16 protein-coding genes and 1 pseudogene are annotated in these 15,875 nt (G+C 64.4%); 10 read left to right on the forward strand and 7 right to left on the reverse strand.

Annotated elements, in window-relative coordinates; genetic code table 11:
• The first annotated feature begins 45 nt into the window (after positions 1-45).
• From prmA to VB777_RS00195, 3 genes are all read left to right on the forward strand, one after another.
• Entirely contained in the window at positions 46-987 is a 942-nt protein-coding gene (prmA, locus tag VB777_RS00185; protein ID WP_323246296.1) for a 50S ribosomal protein L11 methyltransferase, read from the forward strand.
• A gap of 157 nt (positions 988-1,144) precedes the next feature.
• A complete protein-coding gene (locus tag VB777_RS00190; RefSeq protein ID WP_197156767.1) occupies positions 1,145-1,444 on the forward strand; it encodes a ferredoxin in 300 nt (99 codons plus the stop codon).
• Positions 1,445-1,647: 203 nt separating this feature from the next.
• Complete coding sequence (locus tag VB777_RS00195; protein WP_323246298.1) at positions 1,648-2,076, forward strand: hypothetical protein; 429 nt, start codon at positions 1,648-1,650, stop codon at positions 2,074-2,076.
• Between the two features lie 120 nt (positions 2,077-2,196).
• Here the strand turns inward: VB777_RS00195 and psbV are convergent, their stop codons facing one another.
• Positions 2,197-2,709 (reverse strand): photosystem II cytochrome c-550, encoded by a 513-nt coding sequence (gene psbV / locus VB777_RS00200; RefSeq protein WP_197158883.1) that lies wholly within the window; start codon positions 2,707-2,709, stop codon positions 2,197-2,199.
• A 207-nt stretch (positions 2,710-2,916) separates the two neighbouring features.
• Positions 2,917-3,849 (reverse strand): annotated as a pseudogene (gene rnz, locus VB777_RS00205) (ribonuclease Z); the annotation flags it as partial.
• Positions 3,850-3,870: 21 nt separating this feature from the next.
• Between rnz and VB777_RS00210 the strand changes: the two are divergent.
• Both VB777_RS00210 and VB777_RS00215 read left to right on the forward strand, forming a co-directional pair.
• On the forward strand, positions 3,871-5,358 hold the full coding sequence (locus VB777_RS00210; protein WP_322758431.1) for a SpoIID/LytB domain-containing protein: 1,488 nt from the start codon (positions 3,871-3,873) through the stop codon (positions 5,356-5,358).
• 4 nt (positions 5,359-5,362) lie between these two features.
• Positions 5,363-6,121, forward strand: a complete 759-nt coding sequence (locus tag VB777_RS00215) for a glucosamine-6-phosphate deaminase (RefSeq protein WP_370594658.1) — start codon at positions 5,363-5,365, stop codon at positions 6,119-6,121.
• A 2-nt stretch (positions 6,122-6,123) separates the two neighbouring features.
• Here the strand turns inward: VB777_RS00215 and VB777_RS00220 are convergent, their stop codons facing one another.
• The gene (locus tag VB777_RS00220; RefSeq protein WP_323246300.1) at positions 6,124-6,969 is read right to left on the reverse strand and encodes a YebC/PmpR family DNA-binding transcriptional regulator; all 846 of its coding nucleotides are present in this window, start codon (positions 6,967-6,969) and stop codon (positions 6,124-6,126) included.
• Between the two features lie 49 nt (positions 6,970-7,018).
• Positions 7,019-7,918 carry a tRNA pseudouridine(55) synthase TruB gene (gene truB, locus VB777_RS00225; protein ID WP_197156761.1) on the reverse strand — a complete coding sequence of 300 codons (900 nt, stop codon included), beginning with the start codon at positions 7,916-7,918 and terminating at the stop codon, positions 7,019-7,021.
• Positions 7,919-8,030: 112 nt separating this feature from the next.
• Between truB and VB777_RS00230 the strand changes: the two genes are divergently transcribed.
• Positions 8,031-8,810, forward strand: a complete 780-nt coding sequence (locus VB777_RS00230; RefSeq protein WP_197156760.1) for a queuosine precursor transporter — start codon at positions 8,031-8,033, stop codon at positions 8,808-8,810.
• A gap of 54 nt (positions 8,811-8,864) precedes the next feature.
• Positions 8,865-9,668 carry a class I SAM-dependent methyltransferase gene (locus VB777_RS00235; RefSeq protein WP_197156759.1) on the forward strand — a complete coding sequence of 268 codons (804 nt, stop codon included), beginning with the start codon at positions 8,865-8,867 and terminating at the stop codon, positions 9,666-9,668.
• A gap of 111 nt (positions 9,669-9,779) precedes the next feature.
• Here the strand turns inward: VB777_RS00235 and rpmA are convergent, their stop codons facing one another.
• Both rpmA and rplU read right to left on the reverse strand, forming a co-directional pair.
• Positions 9,780-10,043: a 50S ribosomal protein L27 gene (rpmA, locus tag VB777_RS00240; protein ID WP_197156758.1), complete on the reverse strand. Its 264-nt coding sequence runs from the start codon at positions 10,041-10,043 to the stop codon at positions 9,780-9,782.
• Between the two features lie 79 nt (positions 10,044-10,122).
• Positions 10,123-10,485, reverse strand: coding sequence for a 50S ribosomal protein L21 (gene rplU, locus VB777_RS00245; RefSeq protein WP_197156757.1), 363 nt, complete (start codon positions 10,483-10,485; stop codon positions 10,123-10,125).
• Positions 10,486-10,668: 183 nt separating this feature from the next.
• Between rplU and VB777_RS00250 the strand changes: the two genes are divergently transcribed.
• The 3 genes from VB777_RS00250 to kaiC all read left to right on the forward strand — a co-directional run bounded on the left by VB777_RS00250 (position 10,669) and on the right by kaiC (position 13,633).
• Complete coding sequence (locus VB777_RS00250; RefSeq protein WP_197156755.1) at positions 10,669-11,562, forward strand: circadian clock protein KaiA; 894 nt, start codon at positions 10,669-10,671, stop codon at positions 11,560-11,562.
• Complete coding sequence (kaiB, locus tag VB777_RS00255) at positions 11,559-11,954, forward strand: circadian clock protein KaiB (RefSeq protein WP_231605384.1); 396 nt, start codon at positions 11,559-11,561, stop codon at positions 11,952-11,954. The genes VB777_RS00250 and kaiB overlap by 4 nt, the downstream gene beginning before the upstream one ends.
• Before the next feature lie 170 nt (positions 11,955-12,124).
• Entirely contained in the window at positions 12,125-13,633 is a 1,509-nt protein-coding gene (kaiC, locus tag VB777_RS00260) for a circadian clock protein KaiC (protein ID WP_231598001.1), read from the forward strand.
• A 281-nt stretch (positions 13,634-13,914) separates the two neighbouring features.
• Here kaiC and nblS read toward each other — a convergent pair whose 3' ends face one another.
• A complete protein-coding gene (gene nblS / locus VB777_RS00265) occupies positions 13,915-15,864 on the reverse strand; it encodes a two-component system sensor histidine kinase NblS (protein ID WP_323246305.1) in 1,950 nt (649 codons plus the stop codon).
• Positions 15,865-15,875 lie beyond the last annotated feature (11 nt).

Here is a 15,875-nt window from a genome sequence, read left to right on the forward strand (position 1 = left end):
CGCCGCTGAAGGAGGCTGGCGGGTGCAAGGCGGTTCCGTGACCCGATGACTCTCACCTGGTGGCGCCTGGAGATGGATGCTCCAGCCGAACTGGAGGAATCGCTCCTCTGGAAGCTCCAGACCCTCGGGGTGGGACGGGTGGCGATCCAGTCCCATCCCGACACGCCTGAGCAGCATCGGCTTGTGGCCTGGTTGCCGGAGATCGACTGGCCGGCGCCGCAGCGCGCTGAGCTGGAGCGGGCCCTGGCCGCCCTGGGTGAACCGTTTGATCTGGTCCTTCCTCCGCTCGATTGGCACCGCCAGGATGAGGAGGACTGGAGCCTGAGCTGGAAGCAGCACTGGCAGGCCGATCCGATCGGGGAGCGGCTGCTGATCCTGCCGGCCTGGCTGGAGGTGCCGCCGGAGTTTGGGCAGCGTCTGGTGATCAGGATTGATCCGGGCAGTGCCTTCGGCACCGGCAGTCACCCCACCACCCGCCTCTGCCTTGAGGCGATGGAACGCCTGGCGATGCAGGATCCAGGGGCCGGATCTCTGGCGGGCTGGCGGGTCGCCGACCTCGGCTGCGGCAGCGGCATCCTCGGTTTCGGTGCCCTGCGGCTCGGAGCTGCCGCTCTGGCTGCCAGCGACACCGATCCGCTGGCGGTGCGGGCCACAGCGGAGAACGCGGCGCTCAACGGCCTCCCCCTGGCTCCAGGCGGCGTGGTGCGGGTGGCGGAGGGCTCCGTGGAAGCCCTTGAGGCGTTGCTGGAGGGTGTGCCGGCCAATCTGCTGCTCTGCAACATCCTGGCGCCGGTGATCGAGGCGCTCTGTCCTGCGTTCGATCGCCTGCTGGCGGCCGATGGGGTGGGCCTGCTCAGCGGCCTGCTGGTGGAGCAGGTGCCGGCTCTGGAGGACGCTCTGGCCGGGGCCGGCTGGCAGGCCGAGCTCACGGCCAGCCAGAGCCAGTGGGGGCTGCTCACCATCCGCCGGCGACCGGATGTTGCATAAGGCACGCTGATCTGTGACCTGCCTTTGATTGGCCTTCCCACGCCTCCCAATCCAAATCACCGGGAATCAGCGGCGGCGGATGTATGAATGGGCTGTCCTACAGGCCGGGTCGTTCCGTTGCGGATGACCATGTCTCCTGTCAGCTCCAACCCCATTCATGGCTTCCTACAAGGTCACCCTCATCAACGAGAGCGAGGGCCTCAACAAGACCATCGAGGTTCCTGACGACCAGTACATCCTCGATGCAGCCGAAGAGCAGGGTGTTGATCTCCCCTACTCCTGCCGCGCCGGCGCCTGCTCCACCTGCGCAGGCAAGCTGACCTCCGGCACCGTGGACCAGTCTGATCAGAGCTTCCTCGACGACGACCAGATCGAAGCTGGCTTCGTGCTGACCTGTGTGGCTTACCCCACCAGCGACTGCACCATCAAGACCCACTCCGAAGAAGAGCTCTACTGAGCTTTCTCTGCGGGGCCTCCGTCAGGTTCCCGCTCCATGTCGGACAAGCAGCCCTCCAACGGCACTGCTGCCACCAAAGGGCTGTTCACATCTAGCTAGTGGCTCGAGATCAGTTGTGATCTGTCTGGTTTCCAGGCCTCTTGCTTCTGAGTTCTCGGGTTCCCGTTCCGTTCTCTCCTGCCACCTTTCGGGGTGGCTTTTTGATGTCCCAGCAGGTTCATGTCCTTCTGGATCCCGGCACTGAGCACGGCAGTCCAGGCGGACAGTACAGCTTCCGGGTCCTCGGCCCCTGCTGCCGTCTGTTCGATCGCGAAGAGCTGCCATGGCCCTGCTGCCGCCTGGCCTGGCGTAGCAAGGAGCCCAGTTGGCGGCGGATCGGCCGCCGTTTCGTGGCCGATCTGGCGGCGAGGCGCTGCCCGTCCTATGTGGTGGAATTGCTGCAGCCGGGATCCCGTCCCACCCGCACCGTGATCACGCTGTTTCCCCAGCGGCTGGCCCCTGCCCTCCAGGAGTGGTGGTACAGCAAACTTTCAACCTCCTGGGATGCGGCCAATCATCAACCGCCAGTCCCACCGCCAACGCCTCCTCCACTGCAACAGCAACAGCAACAGCAACAACCAGCGGGGGCATAGTTGCTCCTCCTGGGAAATGGTTCGGGCGATGGCATGGTTCAAAAAAATTGCCCCGATCGCAGTTGCGGTCGGGGCAGATGATGATGTTGCTCTGAAGTCCGGAGACTCTTCTCGCAATCTTCAGAAGTAGATCTTGCCGCCGCCCCACTGAATGCCCTGAACTTTCGGGGCCACCAGGATGTAACCGGCGATCAGGCGAAGGTCTTCATCATCCAGGTCACGCATCTTCACGAAAACGTCACTGCTGCGCAGGCTGGGGTGCACGTCGGAAATGCTGTATTCGCCGTCATAGGAGGTGGGATCCTTCATGTAGTCGACCAGTGCATCGACCGAGTCGCGGGGAGGTGTGGCCAAGGCCAGCGTTTCGGGATCCAGGCCCACATTCTGGTTGGTCTTGGTGATGCCGCCGGCATGGCAGGTGCCGCAGGAATCGTTGAACAGTTTGCGGCCGGTCTTGATGTCCCGTTCGCTGAAGGTCACGGTGCTGCCATCTGCCGATACCGGTACGGTGAGCGTGTCGGCATCCCACTGGGCGGCAAGCGCGGGGCCACCGAAGCAGACCAGCAGCGCCAGGGGCAGGACCAGCGCGGTCCGGACAAGGGCGCGTAGGGCTGAGGAGAGGAGAGGGGCCATGGAGAAAGCCGGCGAAATGGCGGGTGTCACCGCACCTGAGACCTTGTATCACGGGGGAAGGGTTCCCCGGCAGGGAATCAAGAACTGTTGCAGGTTTTACCCCTGCAGCGGTGCTGTTGAACGGCTGCTTTTGTGGGTTTTGGCCTGCTTCGCGGCCCCTGTCTGCTGGGGTTGGTCGTTGCTGTCTGCGGCAGGTTCGGGTGCGGCGACGTCGAGGGTGAGGAAGTCTCTGGCGATCACCGTCTCCGGGAAGATCGCCCGTGCTTCGGCCAGCAGGTCATCGGGCGTCATCGGGTTGCCGGGCATGTAGCGCGGGCTCAGGTGGGTGAGCGCCAGACGCTTCACGCCGGCTGCCAGGGCCGTCTGGGCCGCCATGGTGCTGGTGGAATGCTGCCTGGCGAAGGCGAGATCGGCCTCCCCGTGCGAAAAGGTGGACTCATGAATCAGCAGGTCGGCGCCCTTGGCCAGCTCCACGGCCGCTTCGCTGAACACGGTGTCGGTGCAATAGACCACGCTGCAGCCCGGCCGCTCCGGTCCACACAGGCTGGCGCCGTCGATATGTTCACCGTTCTCGAGCCGGATGCTCCGGCCGGCCTTCAGTTCGGCATAGATCGGACCCGGTGGGATGCCGAGGGCCCGGGCCTTCTCCACGTCGAAGCGCCCCGGCCGCGGCTTCTGATCGACGCGATAGGCGTAGGCCGGTACCCGGTGGGTCAGGGGCGTGCAGCGCACGCAGAGGTCGTCGTCGTCCAGCAGCACAGCGCCGCTCTGGGCCGCTTCGCGCACCCGGTGGGTGCGGAGCGGGTAGCCGATCCGGGTGGAGGAGGTGCGCAGCACCCCTTCGAGGTAGTCGCGCAGGGGATCGGGACCGTAGAGGTCCACCCCGCTGCAGCTGCCGGCCAGACCCAGGCTGGCCAGCAGGCCCGGCAATCCGAAGACGTGGTCGCCGTGCATGTGGGTGATGAAGATCCGGCTCAGCTGCGACACCCGCAGCTCACTGCGCAGGAACTGATGCTGCGTCGCTTCGCCGCAGTCGAACAGCCACAGCTCGCTGCGCTGCGGCAGCCGCAGGGCCACGGCCGACACATTGCGCGCGCGCGTGGGCACACCGGAACTGGTTCCCAGAAACGTGACCTGCACGGCACCCAGCCTTTGATCTGGATGCTGCCACGTCGCCGCTGGGTCGGCCGGTTCCACAGCCGCCGCCTGGCCCCTTCCCTGCGGACTCCGCACAATGGGCCCGTCTTCCTAGCGCTGCCCACGCCGATGTGGTCGAAACCGCCCCTGAGGATCCTGGCGCCGCTGTCCCTGTTGACCGCCGCCTGTCCTGTGGTTGCTCTCCCCCTGGTGGCACTGGTGCCCCCGGTGGCTGTTCAGGCCCGAACGGCTGAGCCGCAGCTGCGGATCCTGTTGAAGGAGGGATCCAGTCTTGAGATCGCTGCCTCTGTCGCTCCTTTGCGTATCGCCGATGTCCGTGGCCGCGAGCTGCTGCAACTGAAGCCCGGCACTGGCCTGCGTCTCAGCGCCACCGCCACGGCGCTGCGGACGGAATCCCTCACAGCGAGCTCTCCCCAGCCCCCCCGCACGCTGCCTCTGTCTGAGCTCTGGATTGAGCCGCTCCCCACGGCCGGCGGGGCAGGCGGTCCGTCCGGATCGGACGTTGATGGCGCATTCCTGCTGCAGAGCAAGCCCTACCGGGGTCGTCTGCGCCTGCTCAGTCGCGGCTCGCGGCTGCAGGCGATCAATGTGATTGGCATCGAGAGTTATCTGCCCAGCGTGGTGGGGAGTGAGATGCCGGCCAGCTGGCCGTTGGAGGCCCTGCGTGCCCAGGCGGTGGCGGCTCGCACCTATGCCTTGCAGCAACGCCGCCCCAAGGACCCCTTCGACCTCAAGGCCACCGTCGCCAGTCAGGTGTACAAGGGCGTGGAGGCGGAAACCTCGTCCACCCGCGAGGCTGTGGCCAGCACCCGGTCTCAGGTTCTGCTGCATGGCAATAACCTGATCACCGCCGTGTTCCACAGCAGCAGCGGCGGAGCCACCGAGAACAGCGGTGATCTCTGGCGCCAGCAGCTCCCCTACCTGGTGAGCGTGCCGGACTTCGACGACAGCAGCCCGGTGAGCCACTGGCAGCTCCGTCTCGAACCGGAGCAGTTGCGCAAGGCCTTTCCCGAGACCCGTGGCGTCAACCGCATTGAAGTGGTCTCCACCACCAGCTCCGGCCGGGTCCGCCAGGCGCGGATCACGGGGCCGAGTGGCAGCTTGCTCGTGAGCGGTGCCGATCTGCGCAGCCGGCTCGGATTGCGCAGCACCATGGTGCGGTTTGAGCTGCTGCAGCCGGAGATCGCGGCCCTGCCGGTGGCCCCACCACCCTCTCCGGTGGCCTTCTCCTCCCCACAGGGGTCCGATGGAAACGGTTCTCCGGTGGACTCAGCCAGTGGCAATCCAGCTGGTCCGCGCATGATTCCGGTGATGCCGGCCCTGCCGTTGCAGGTTCCCCAGCCCGCCATCCTGGCGATCGGACGTGGCTTCGGCCACGGTGTGGGGATGAGTCAGTGGGGGGCCTTGGGCATGGCCCGTCAGGGCAGCAGTTATGACCAGATCCTGCGGCATTACTACCGGGGTGCTGAGCTTCGGCCCTTCCCCCAGTGAGCGGGTGACGACGTTCCAGCTTGTGGCCCAGCGCGATGCCGCAGCGGTGGCTGATTGGGTGAGCAAGGCCGTTCTGGACGATCGTCTTCAGTCGCAAGTCGGCGGGTCAAGGCCCCTCGGTCTGGCCACCGGTCGCACGATGGAGCCGATCTATGCCCGCCTGGTCGAGCGCGTGGCTGGCCAGCCACCAGTCGATCAGGCGCGGCTTCGCAGGGGCTGGCTCAGCTTCAACCTCGATGAGTATGTGGGCCTGGCCGCGGCCGATCCCCGTTCCTTCATGGCGGAGATGGCCCGCCATCTGGTCGGCCCTCTCGGTCTGGAGGTCGGTGCGGTGCGGCTTCCTGATGGCACGGCGCCCGATCCCCAGGCGGAAGCCCAGCGCTATGCCGCCGCGGTTGCAGCTGCCGGGGGGATCGGTCTGCAGCTTCTGGGGCTGGGCCTCAATGGCCATGTGGGCTTCAACGAACCTCCCTGCAGCCCGGAGTCCCGCTGCCGATGTCTGCACCTGAGCGCGGCGACACGCCTTCAGAATGCCGCCGCGTTCGGTGGTGATGCGACCGCGGTGCCGACCCGGGCGATCACCCTCGGGCTGGTGGAGATCCTGGCCGCCCGTCGCCTCGTGCTGGTGGTCACCGGCGCGGCCAAAGCCGCCGTGCTCCGTCGGCTGCTCCAGGAGCCCGCCTCGGCCCAGCTGCCGGCCAGTTGGTTGCGTCGTCATCCCGATTGCACCCTGGTGGTCGACCAGGCGGCCCTCGATGGTTGAACTCAGGCTGCGATGGCCTCCAGGAGGTCGGCGTCGGCCTCAAGGTTCGCGGTGACACTGCGCACGTCGTCGAGCTCCTCAAGCGCGTCGAGCATGCGCAGACAGGCGCGCAGCTGTTCCGGGTCGTCGAGGTGGCAGCTGGTCTGGGGAATCCAGCGGTGTTCCCAGCTGAGCACCGGCAGGCCGAGCTGCCCCAGACCGTCCTGCAGGGCCTCGAGATCCGCAAAGTCTCCGAACACCTCGGCAGCACCAGCCTCGATCTCGTAGCCGCTCACTGCCGGTCCGCCGCTCTCTTCCAGCATCAGCAACCGATCGAGCAGGCTCTCCTCATCCAGGCTGGCGGGGCTGCTGGCCGTTTGGCCCGCCCCCGCGGTGGCCGCTCGCTTCGACTCCCGGCTGCTGCTGCTCACGGTCGACTCGAGGCGCACGACAGCCCGCTGCTCGAACAGGTAGCCCACACAGCCTGTCTCCCCCAGGTTGCCACCATGTTTGCCGAAGGCCAGCCGCACGTCGGCGGCGGTGCGGTTGCGGTTGTCGGTGAAGGCCTCGATCAGAACGGCAACGCCGCCGGGGCCGTAGCCCTCGTAGCGCACCGTTTCGAACTGGTCGCCCTCGCCACTCAGCTGACCGGAGCCCTTGAGGATGGCCCGATCGATGTTGTTGTTAGGCACTCCCGCCGCCTTGGCCTTCTCGATGGCGGTGCGCAGCTGGAAATTTCCGGCCGGATCGGCGCCGCCCCGGGCCGCCACCATGATCTCGCGGCCCAGGCGGGTGAACACCGCCCCGCGCTTGGCATCCACCACAGCCTTGCTGCGCTTGATCTGGGCCCATTTGCTGTGGCCGGCCATCGATCAGAAGGGGAAACGGAAGGGGGAAACGGCCAAGACTGGGCGGGGCTCAACCAGCGGCATCGAACACCAGCTTCGGTTGCAGCAGACCCTGCCCATCGGCCCTGGCCATGCCGGCCAGATTGCCATCCGGGCTGAGCACCGCCACGGCCCGCCCGCCTGGATGGTCTTCGGCGGCGGCAAAGGCCCGGCCGCAGCGCCAGCCTGGCCAGGCTGCCGGATCGAGCCGCTGCTGCGGCAGGTGCGTCAGGGCCGCCAGCGGATCGAGCAGTTTGGGCAATGCCTCTGCTTCCAGCTGCTCCAGGTTCACCGCCTGCCGGAGGTCGAACCCAAGAGCAGCGGTGCGGCGTAACTGGGCCAGGCAGCCCCCACAGCCCAGGGCCTCGCCCAGATCGCGGGCCAGGGCGCGGATGTAGGTGCCGGCGCCACAGGTCACCGCCAGCTCCAGACGGCTGCTGCCGGGGTCCCAGCCGAGCAGGTCCAGCTGCTCGATCCGCACCTGTCGGGCCGCCAGATCAAGCGTCTCGCCGCCGCGCACCCGCGCATAGGCCCGCTGTCCCTCCACGTGCACCGCCGAGACCTGGGGAGGCCGCTGCTGAATCGCTCCCCGGAAGGGCGCCAGGGCCGCCTCCAGATCGGCTGTTTCGAGGGGCGGAACCGACGCTTGGCTGATCACCGCGCCGTCCAGGTCATCGCTGCTGGTGCGCAGGCCCAGCTGCACAATGCCGCGGTAGGTCTTGTCGCCCTCCAGATAGGGGAGCAGCCGGGTGGCCGCCCCCAGGGCGAGCGGCAGCACCCCTGTCACGGCCGGATCCAGGGTGCCGCCATGGCCCACCCGCCGCAGGCCGTAGGCGCGCCGCACCCTGGCGACGCAGCCGTGGGAGGTGAGCCCGGCGGGCTTGTCAAGCACCAGGAAGCCGCAGGGGTCGCAGGGCGGGGCAGCTGACATGGGCGGACGACGGGAGCATGGGTGCCGCCAGGGACTGTGACAGTCCCGTTGTCAGCGCCGGCGCGGCGGCTGGTCCTCCCTTCAACCTGGGACGGTTGTCGCCTCGCCCTCCGTGACCCTGCAGCAGCGCCGCGATCTCGTGTTTCTGGTGCTGGCGGGCCTCTTCCTGGGCACCATGGGGATGCTCAACATCCTGGGGCTGACCCGCTTCCTCACCCTGGGATCGATCGGCTCCTGGCCGATCGTGGTGGCGGTGGGGGCCCTGCCCTACCCGGTCACCTTTCTCTGCACCGATCTGATCAGCGAGATCTGGGGGGAGCAGAAGGCCAGCCAGCTGGTCTGGGTGGGGTTGCTGCTGAACGGCTGGATCGTGCTGATCCTCTGGCTGGGGGGCGTGCTGCCTGGGCTCGATGGCTGGGGTGGTGCCGCCGGCGTGCCCGGTGCCGGCAGCGGTCTTGCGGTCGGGGCTGGCAGCACGGAGCTGCCGGTGTTCTATGAGATGCGCCGGCTCGCCTTCGGGGCGGTGGGGGCCTCGATGGTGGCCTACCTGGCCGCCCAGTTCACCGACGTGCGCCTGTTCCATTTCTGGAAGCGCTTCAGCGGTGGCCGTGCCCTGTGGCTGCGCAACAACGGCTCCACCCTGGTGAGCCAGCTGGTGGACACCACGGCGGTGGTGCTGATCAGCCACTACGCCAACCATGTGCTGCCGGTGCAGGAGGCGGAGCCAGTGCTGCCGCAGCTGGCCAGTTTCATCGCCAGCGGTTACCTGTTCAAAGTGGTGGCTGCCCTGGCCGACACCCTGCCCTTCTACGGGCTGGTGGCCGTGCTGCGCCGTTGGCTGGAGGTGCCCGGTCCCGGGGCTGAGTTGGGGCAGGAGCAGTTTCCGGCCTGAGCCCTGCGGCTTCCCTCACCCCTAAGTTGGCGGCCGCTGTCCGTTCCCCTGCCGATGCCTGCCGCCGATCCGGTCGCTGATCCTGCCCTCCGAAGCGCGACGGAACCGCTCCTGTCGGGTCTGGGGCTGGAGGTGTTCCTGGCCAGCGGTTTCGATCTGCGCAGCCAGCTGGCTGCCTTCCTGGCGATCCAGCCTGAGGAGCTGGAGGCGCGGATGCCGCGCAGCACCGATGCGCTGGCGGCACTGCATCCGGGTGGGTTCAGCCCGGAGCGGGCCAGTGCCTTCTACGAAGACACGGTGGGAGATGGGCATCTCCTGGAGCTGGCCGCCTGGCACCTGGGCAGCGCCGATTACATCGCCGACACCCTGCGCCTGCAGCAGCGTTTTGCCCGCGGCCAGGTGCTGGATTTCGGCGGCGGCATCGGCACGCACGCTCTGGCGGCGGCGGCCCTGCCGGCGGTGGATCGGGTGTGTGTCGTGGACCTCAATCCCCGCAACCGGGCTTTCGTGCAGTGGCGGGCCGAGCGCATGGGGCTGGCGGATCGCCTGCTCTGCTGCCGCGATCTGGAGGATTCACGCCTGCCGCCACAGTTCGACACCATCGTCTGTCTGGACGTGCTGGAGCACCTGCCTGACCCGGCGGGCCAGCTGGACTGCTTTGCCGCCAGGATGAGTCCTGAGGCGATTGCCCTGCTGAACTGGTATTTCTTCCGCGGCTTTGACGGCGAATATCCCTTCCATTTCGATGACCCCGCCCTGGTGGAGGCCTTCTTCCGGCGTCTGCAGGGCCGCTTCCTCGAGGTGTTCCACCCCTACCTGATCACGACCCGCGCCTATCGATTGCTGCCGGCAGCATGAGGTGCTGGTGCCGCTCGTCCGGCGCCACCCACCAAAAAAGCCGGCGACATCGCGCCGGCCATGAGAAAGCCCGGCCATGGACGCCGGTCTTGGTCTGGGTTGACCAGGTCTTCAGGCGACAGCCACGTTGATGCGTTTGCGGTTGCGCAGTCCACGCTTGATGCTGTCGAAGCTCACCACTCCATCCACCAGGGAGAAGAGGGTGTCGTCGGAGCCGCGACCGACATTGACGCCAGGCAGGACCGAGGTGCCCCGCTGGCGGATCAGGATCGAACCGGCACTCACGGCTTCACCGCCGTAGGCCTTGACGCCAAGGCGCTTGGAATTGGAATCGCGGCCGTTCCGTGTGGAACCTGTGCCTTTCTTGTGGGCCATGGGGGGGTCAGGAATAAGGAGGGATAGATGGTGGAACGCGGATCGCCACTTCACGGAGCCTCGCGATCGGCGTGCGGCATCAGGAGATCGGCTTGCCGGCCAGGTTGATGGACTGGACCATCACACGGGTGAGCTCCTGCCGGTGACCGTTCTTGCGGCGGGTCTTTTTCTTGGGACGCATCTTGTACACGATCAGTTTCGGACCGCGGCGATGTTCCATCACCTTCAGTTCGACAGTGGCACCGGTCACATAGGGCTGACCCAGGGTGGTGGCGTTGCCGTCATGAACCAGAAGCACAGTCTCGAGGGTCACGCTGCTGTCCACTTCGGCCGCCAGGCGGTCCAGGTCCACGTAGCGGTTGGGTTGCAGCCAGAATTGCTGACCACTGGCTTCGACGATCGCGTAGGGGGCCGCCGCCGCAGGGTTGTCGGTCTTGGTCATGGGCTCAGGGACGTGGCCAGGCTGGCGTTAAGCCATTGGGAGCCTGAGCGCACGGGATTTGGATAACAAAGAGTGATCCTCACAGTTCGGCCCACCCGCCGTCAAGATATGGCCGTGCAACCATGCGGTTGCCCGCACCTGACCCTCACGGTGGTCCACCGGAGGCTGCCTGTTCCGCGCCCGATGCCCAAGCCGGCCCTCACGGTTGCTTCCCTGGTTCGCGACGAGCAGCTCGCCCAGGCCTCTGCCCAGATGCTGCGGGATGGTCGTTACGAGCTTGTGCCGATCCCACCGGAGGCGGATGTGATCGCCAAACTCGATCGCCACCTTGAAGACTTCGATGTGGTCCTGGTGGACCAGACGGAGACCACTTCTGAGCTGCTCCAAAGCTTGGCCAGGCAGGGATTGTTGCTGCCGGCCGTGGTGATCGGACGGGGTGGAGGCCAGTGTCAATACCATGAAGCGGAGGTGCACCTCCAGCCCGATCAGCTTGAGCAGCTCAAGTACAGCATTGATGCAGCTGTGTCGCGCTTTCTCAGGCAAGGCCTGCTTCACGGCTCCAGTCAGTCCGTTGACAGTGAGGCTCCGACTCCTGAGGCATGGAAACTGGCTAATCGCCTCAAGGATCGGCTTGGCTATCTTGGCGTTTTCTACAAGCGGGATGCAGCCCGCTTCCTGCGCAATCTGCCCAAGCAGGAAGCTCAGAAGTTGTTGCAATCATTGCAGCGCACCTATCGCGACCTTCTGCTCAGTTATTTCCGGGACCCAGCCGCCGCCAATCAGGCTCTGGAGAACTTCGTGAATACAGCCTTCTTCAGTGATCTTTCCATCACCAAAGTTGTTGAAATTCATACAAGTCTCATTGATGGGCTCTGGAAGAAGGTACGGTTGGAGGGCCGTGATGATGATTTCCTGCAGGACTACCGCATTGCCCTTTTAGATGTGATGGCGCATCTATGCGAAATGTACCGCCGCTCCCTTCCTCCCGACACCGCCCTCGGTCAGGGGTCCAAACCCCTTGTCGAGTCCAGTGAGATCCACGCCAGTCAGTCCTTGACGATCGAGAGTTCTGAATGACGCTTCCCCGCAAGACCTACATCCTGAAGCTCTATGTGGCCGGGAACACCCCCAGCTCCATACGGGCCTTGAGGACGCTCCGCGACATTCTTGAAACGGAGTTCAAGGGCGTCTATGCCCTCAAAGTCATTGACGTACTCAAGAGTCCTCAATTGGCCGAGGAGGATAAAATTCTGGCCACTCCCACCCTTTCGAAGATTCTGCCACCGCCGGTGCGCCGCATCATCGGGGATCTGTCCGATCGAGAGCGAGTGCTGATCGGCCTTGATCTGCTCTATGAGGAGCTCTCCGAAGAAGGGCTTTCGGATCTCGACCCCAGACTCTTTGGGGAGTGGCAGGTTGAGAACGACAGCTCGGGACAGGGCATGATTGTTGAGGGTGAGTCCCTTTGAGCCTTCCTGAGGAGCAGGCTCTGCGTTGATCGTTTCTGGACGGATCGGCGTCAACCCTGTCAACCCCACATCTCTTTACGTCCCAAGGGCCCACAAGCTCCTTCGCGGCCTAGCCTCTCCACAAGGTCTTCCCGTCAATGCAGGATTTGAATCGACCCAGCCACAGTCAGATGCAGGTTCAGAAGCTCCCGACTGCGATTGAGGGACTGGATGACATCTGCCATGGGGGTCTGCCGATCGGTCGTTCCACGCTGATCAGTGGCACCTCTGGAACGGGGAAGACTGTGCTGTCGCTGAGTTTTCTCTACAACGGCATCCATCAGTTCAACGAGCCTGGTATCTTCGTGACCTTCGAAGAATCGCCACTCGATATCCTGCGAAATGCCTCGAGTTTTGGCTGGAATATGCAGGAATTAGTTGAACAAGATAAGCTTTTTATATTAGACGCTTCTCCTGACCCAGATGGTCAAGATGTGGCTGGCTCTTTTGATCTTTCTGGATTGATCGAGCGAATTAACTATGCGATTCGCAAGTATAAGGCGCGGCGAGTGGCGATCGATTCGATCACGTCGGTTTTTCAGCAGTACGATGCCTTGTCCGTGGTGCGTCGTGAGATTTTTCGCCTGATTGCTCGCCTGAAAGAAATCGGCGTCACGACTGTGATGACATCCGAGCGGATCGATGAATATGGTCCGATCGCTCGCTATGGCGTCGAAGAGTTCGTTTCGGATAATGTCATCATTCTCCGAAATGTGCTCGAAGGGGAACGCCGCCGCCGCACCTTGGAGGTGCTCAAATTACGCGGCACCACCCATATGAAGGGTGAATTTCCTTTCACGATGGGTAGAAATGGCATGAGTATCTTCCCCTTGGGTGCGATGCGATTGACCCAGCGTTCCTCCAATGTGCGTGTTAGTTCCGGCGTGCCTCGGCTGGACGAGATGTGCGGTGGTGGATTCTTCAAGGATTCGATCATTCTCGCTACCGGTGCTACCGGCACAGGCAAGACTCTTCTGGTGAGCAAGTTCGTTGAAGATGGCTGCCGCAGCAAGGAGCGCGCCATCTTGTTTGCCTATGAGGAGTCAAGGGCTCAGCTGCTGCGCAATGCGACCAGCTGGGGAATTGACTTTGAGCAGATGGAGCAGGACGGACTGCTCAAGATCATCTGTGCCTATCCCGAGTCCACCGGTCTGGAGGATCATCTCCAGATCATCAAGACAGAAATCAGTCAGTTCAAGCCTTCACGCATGGCGATTGATTCGCTTTCAGCCTTGGCCAGGGGAGTGAGTCATAACGCGTTTCGTCAGTTTGTGATCGGCATCACCGGTTTTGCCAAGCAAGAGGAGATCACCGGCTTCTTCACGAATACCTCAGAGGAATTCATGGGTAGCCACTCGATCACCGACTCGCATATCTCCACAATCACGGATACGATTCTGCTTCTGCAGTATGTCGAGATTCGTGGCGAAATGGCCCGCGCTCTCAACGTGTTCAAGATGCGTGGCTCGTGGCACGACAAGGGCATCCGTGAGTTTGTGATCACGGGCCAGGGCCCTGAGATCAAGGATTCCTTCTCGAACTTTGAGCGGATCATTTCCGGTGTGCCGCATCGCATCACCAACGATGAACGCAGTGAGCTGGCCCGTATCGTGCGCGGTGTGACTACTGACGATCTCTGAAGACTGTCATGATCGCAGTTGCCAGACTGCACAGGCCAGGTCAATGTGAATGGGCTGTCTTAGCTGTTCGACGTGAGAACAGTCTGGCCGGCGAGACTGTCATTCAGAAGCGAGCGGCGTTCACCGGCCACCCTGAGTTCGTCGTCGTCGGAGTGCTCTAGGAGACTGCTGAAAAACCCCTTCAAGGGCCATTCAGCCCGGGAACGCCTGACTCCGAGCCCAGTGTTCACGGGCGCTGCGCCCAGAGGTCAGACTCAAGTCATGGCGACCTCGGGACTTTTTCAGCAGGCTCCTAGAGGCAGATCAAACCAGAAAGTGGTGCCGGTCCCCATCTCGCTCGCCATGTGAATACGGCTGCCGTGCTTGTCGATGATGCCGCGGACGATCGAGAGCCCCAGGCCGGTGCCGGCTTCGGTGTGGACCGCGTTTTCCACCCGAAAGAACCGGTCGAAGATTCGGTCCTGATCCGCTTCTGAGATTCCGCAGCCCGTATCAGCGATCTCGATCCGCAACCGCGGCAATGGGGAGGTGAGCGTGCAACGGGGATGCTCCTCTTCGCCAGGTTCGCCGGGTTCGATCTGGCAGAGATCGGGCCAGGGGTAGGCTCGGATCATCAGGCCGCCTCCCTTGGGCGTGAACTTGAGGGCATTGCCCACCAGATTGTCGAGCACCTGCAGCAGCAGGTCCCAGTTCCCCAGCACCCTTGGCAGGGTTGGATCGCTCTCGAAGGCCAGATTAACCCCCTTATCTTCGGCGTTCAGGCGGTAGGTGCGCAGGGTCTGCTCGATCGCCGGCGGCAGTTCCAGCGGCTCCAGGGTCCAGACCCGCTCGGATTCGAGCCGGGAGAGATCAAGCACATCGTTCACCAATCGGGTCAGCCGATCGGTCTCGTCGTTGGCGATGCCCAGGAATTCGCGCTTCTCGGCTTCACTCAACTGATCGCCGAGATCGTGGAGGGTTTCCACGTAGCTCTTGATGTTGAACAGGGGCGTGCGCAGTTCGTGCGAGACGTTGCTGATGAAGCGGCTCTGGGCCGCGTTGAGTTCCACCTCGCGGGTGAGATCCTGAATCGTTACGGCGATGCCCTTGAGGCTCTCACCGCTGGCATCCCGCACCGATTGCAACACGATCCGCAGGGTGCGCGGTGGCTCGCCGAAGCTGCAGCGAACATCGGTGCTGTCGCGCTGGTTGCCGATCAGGCTTTCGAGCGGGGCGTGCAGTTCAACCGCCAACCGCTCCGGCAGCTCCCGCTCCAGGTCGTTGCCCTCCAGGCTGCGCCCTTCCCAGCGGAACAGACGCCGGGCCGTGGGGTTGGCCAGCACGATCCGGCCTTCGGCATCGAGCAGCACCGCCCCATCGGCCATGGTGGCGATCAGCGACTGCTGCTTCACCTGGGCCGCGGTGAGCTCTTCGATGTTGGCGGCTTTGTAGGCCTCCAGCTGGGACGCCATGGTGTTGAAGCCATTCAGCAATTCACCCAGTTCGCCACCCACCGGCAGCGCAATACGGGCCTCAAAGGTGCCACTGGCAATCAGACGCACGCCTCGGAGCAGTTCCTTCACCGGCTGGGTGATCGTGAGGGCGTTGAACACGGCACCGAGGATCACCAGCACCCAGATCGAGATGAACACCGCCACGGTCACCTCCCGGGTCAGGGCGGCGCTGGCCAGCAGGGTTTCGTTGGGGTTGATGCCCAGAGCCAGCACTCCTAGATACCGGCCGTCGTTCACCATCGGCACGAACACGTCGGTGACCCGACCGTCGGGGGTGAGGTGCTGGCGGACCAGGGGATTGTCCGGACGGCGCTGGATATCGGCGGGCAGCTCCAGGCGGCGGGTCAGCAGTTGGTCGCCGTTGCCGCTGCCGTTGCCGATCGGAATGCCGAGGTAGATCACTCCTTCGGGATCGGCGAAGAGGATGTAGCGCAGGCTGCGGCTGGAGCGCCAGAAGCGCTCCGACACCTGCGCCAGTTCCCGGTCGTTGCCCTCGGCTACCAGGGGTGTCACATTGGCTGAGAGCAGCAGGCCCAGGTCACGGGCATAGCGGGTGTCGCTCATGCGGGCATCACGCTGGATGCCGTTGAGGGCGAGGAAGGTGATGCCTGTCATCAGCAGGCTCACCACCAGGGTGGCCACCGCCAGCAGCTTGGTCTGCAGACTGAACTCGGCCCACCAGCGGGCCAGGCGTTGCTGCCAGGAGTGAGGACTGGTGTTCGGCAAGGAGCTGGGCATCGATTCCGCCA

This window comes from Synechococcus sp. CCY9202 (genome assembly GCF_034931685.1).
In the GTDB taxonomy this organism is placed as follows: domain Bacteria; phylum Cyanobacteriota; class Cyanobacteriia; order PCC-6307; family Cyanobiaceae; genus CBW1002.

Excerpts from the sequence above, each read along its gene's own strand:
- nblS (WP_323246305.1), bottom strand. The coding sequence starts at position 15,864 with ATGCCCAGCTCCTTGCCGAACACCAGTCCTCACTCCTGGCAGCAACGC.
- VB777_RS00210 (WP_322758431.1), top strand. The coding sequence starts at position 3,871 with ATGCTGCCACGTCGCCGCTGGGTCGGCCGGTTCCACAGCCGCCGCCTG.
- VB777_RS00190 (WP_197156767.1), top strand. The coding sequence starts at position 1,145 with ATGGCTTCCTACAAGGTCACCCTCATCAACGAGAGCGAGGGCCTCAAC.
- psbV (WP_197158883.1), bottom strand. The coding sequence starts at position 2,709 with ATGGCCCCTCTCCTCTCCTCAGCCCTACGCGCCCTTGTCCGGACCGCG.
- kaiB (WP_231605384.1), top strand. The coding sequence starts at position 11,559 with ATGACGCTTCCCCGCAAGACCTACATCCTGAAGCTCTATGTGGCCGGG.
- VB777_RS00195 (WP_323246298.1), top strand. The coding sequence starts at position 1,648 with ATGTCCCAGCAGGTTCATGTCCTTCTGGATCCCGGCACTGAGCACGGC.
- prmA (WP_323246296.1), top strand. The coding sequence starts at position 46 with ATGACTCTCACCTGGTGGCGCCTGGAGATGGATGCTCCAGCCGAACTG.
- kaiC (WP_231598001.1), top strand. The coding sequence starts at position 12,125 with ATGCAGGTTCAGAAGCTCCCGACTGCGATTGAGGGACTGGATGACATC.
- VB777_RS00235 (WP_197156759.1), top strand. The coding sequence starts at position 8,865 with ATGCCTGCCGCCGATCCGGTCGCTGATCCTGCCCTCCGAAGCGCGACG.
- truB (WP_197156761.1), bottom strand. The coding sequence starts at position 7,918 with ATGTCAGCTGCCCCGCCCTGCGACCCCTGCGGCTTCCTGGTGCTTGAC.
- rpmA (WP_197156758.1), bottom strand. The coding sequence starts at position 10,043 with ATGGCCCACAAGAAAGGCACAGGTTCCACACGGAACGGCCGCGATTCC.
- VB777_RS00220 (WP_323246300.1), bottom strand. The coding sequence starts at position 6,969 with ATGGCCGGCCACAGCAAATGGGCCCAGATCAAGCGCAGCAAGGCTGTG.
- VB777_RS00250 (WP_197156755.1), top strand. The coding sequence starts at position 10,669 with ATGCCCAAGCCGGCCCTCACGGTTGCTTCCCTGGTTCGCGACGAGCAG.
- rplU (WP_197156757.1), bottom strand. The coding sequence starts at position 10,485 with ATGACCAAGACCGACAACCCTGCGGCGGCGGCCCCCTACGCGATCGTC.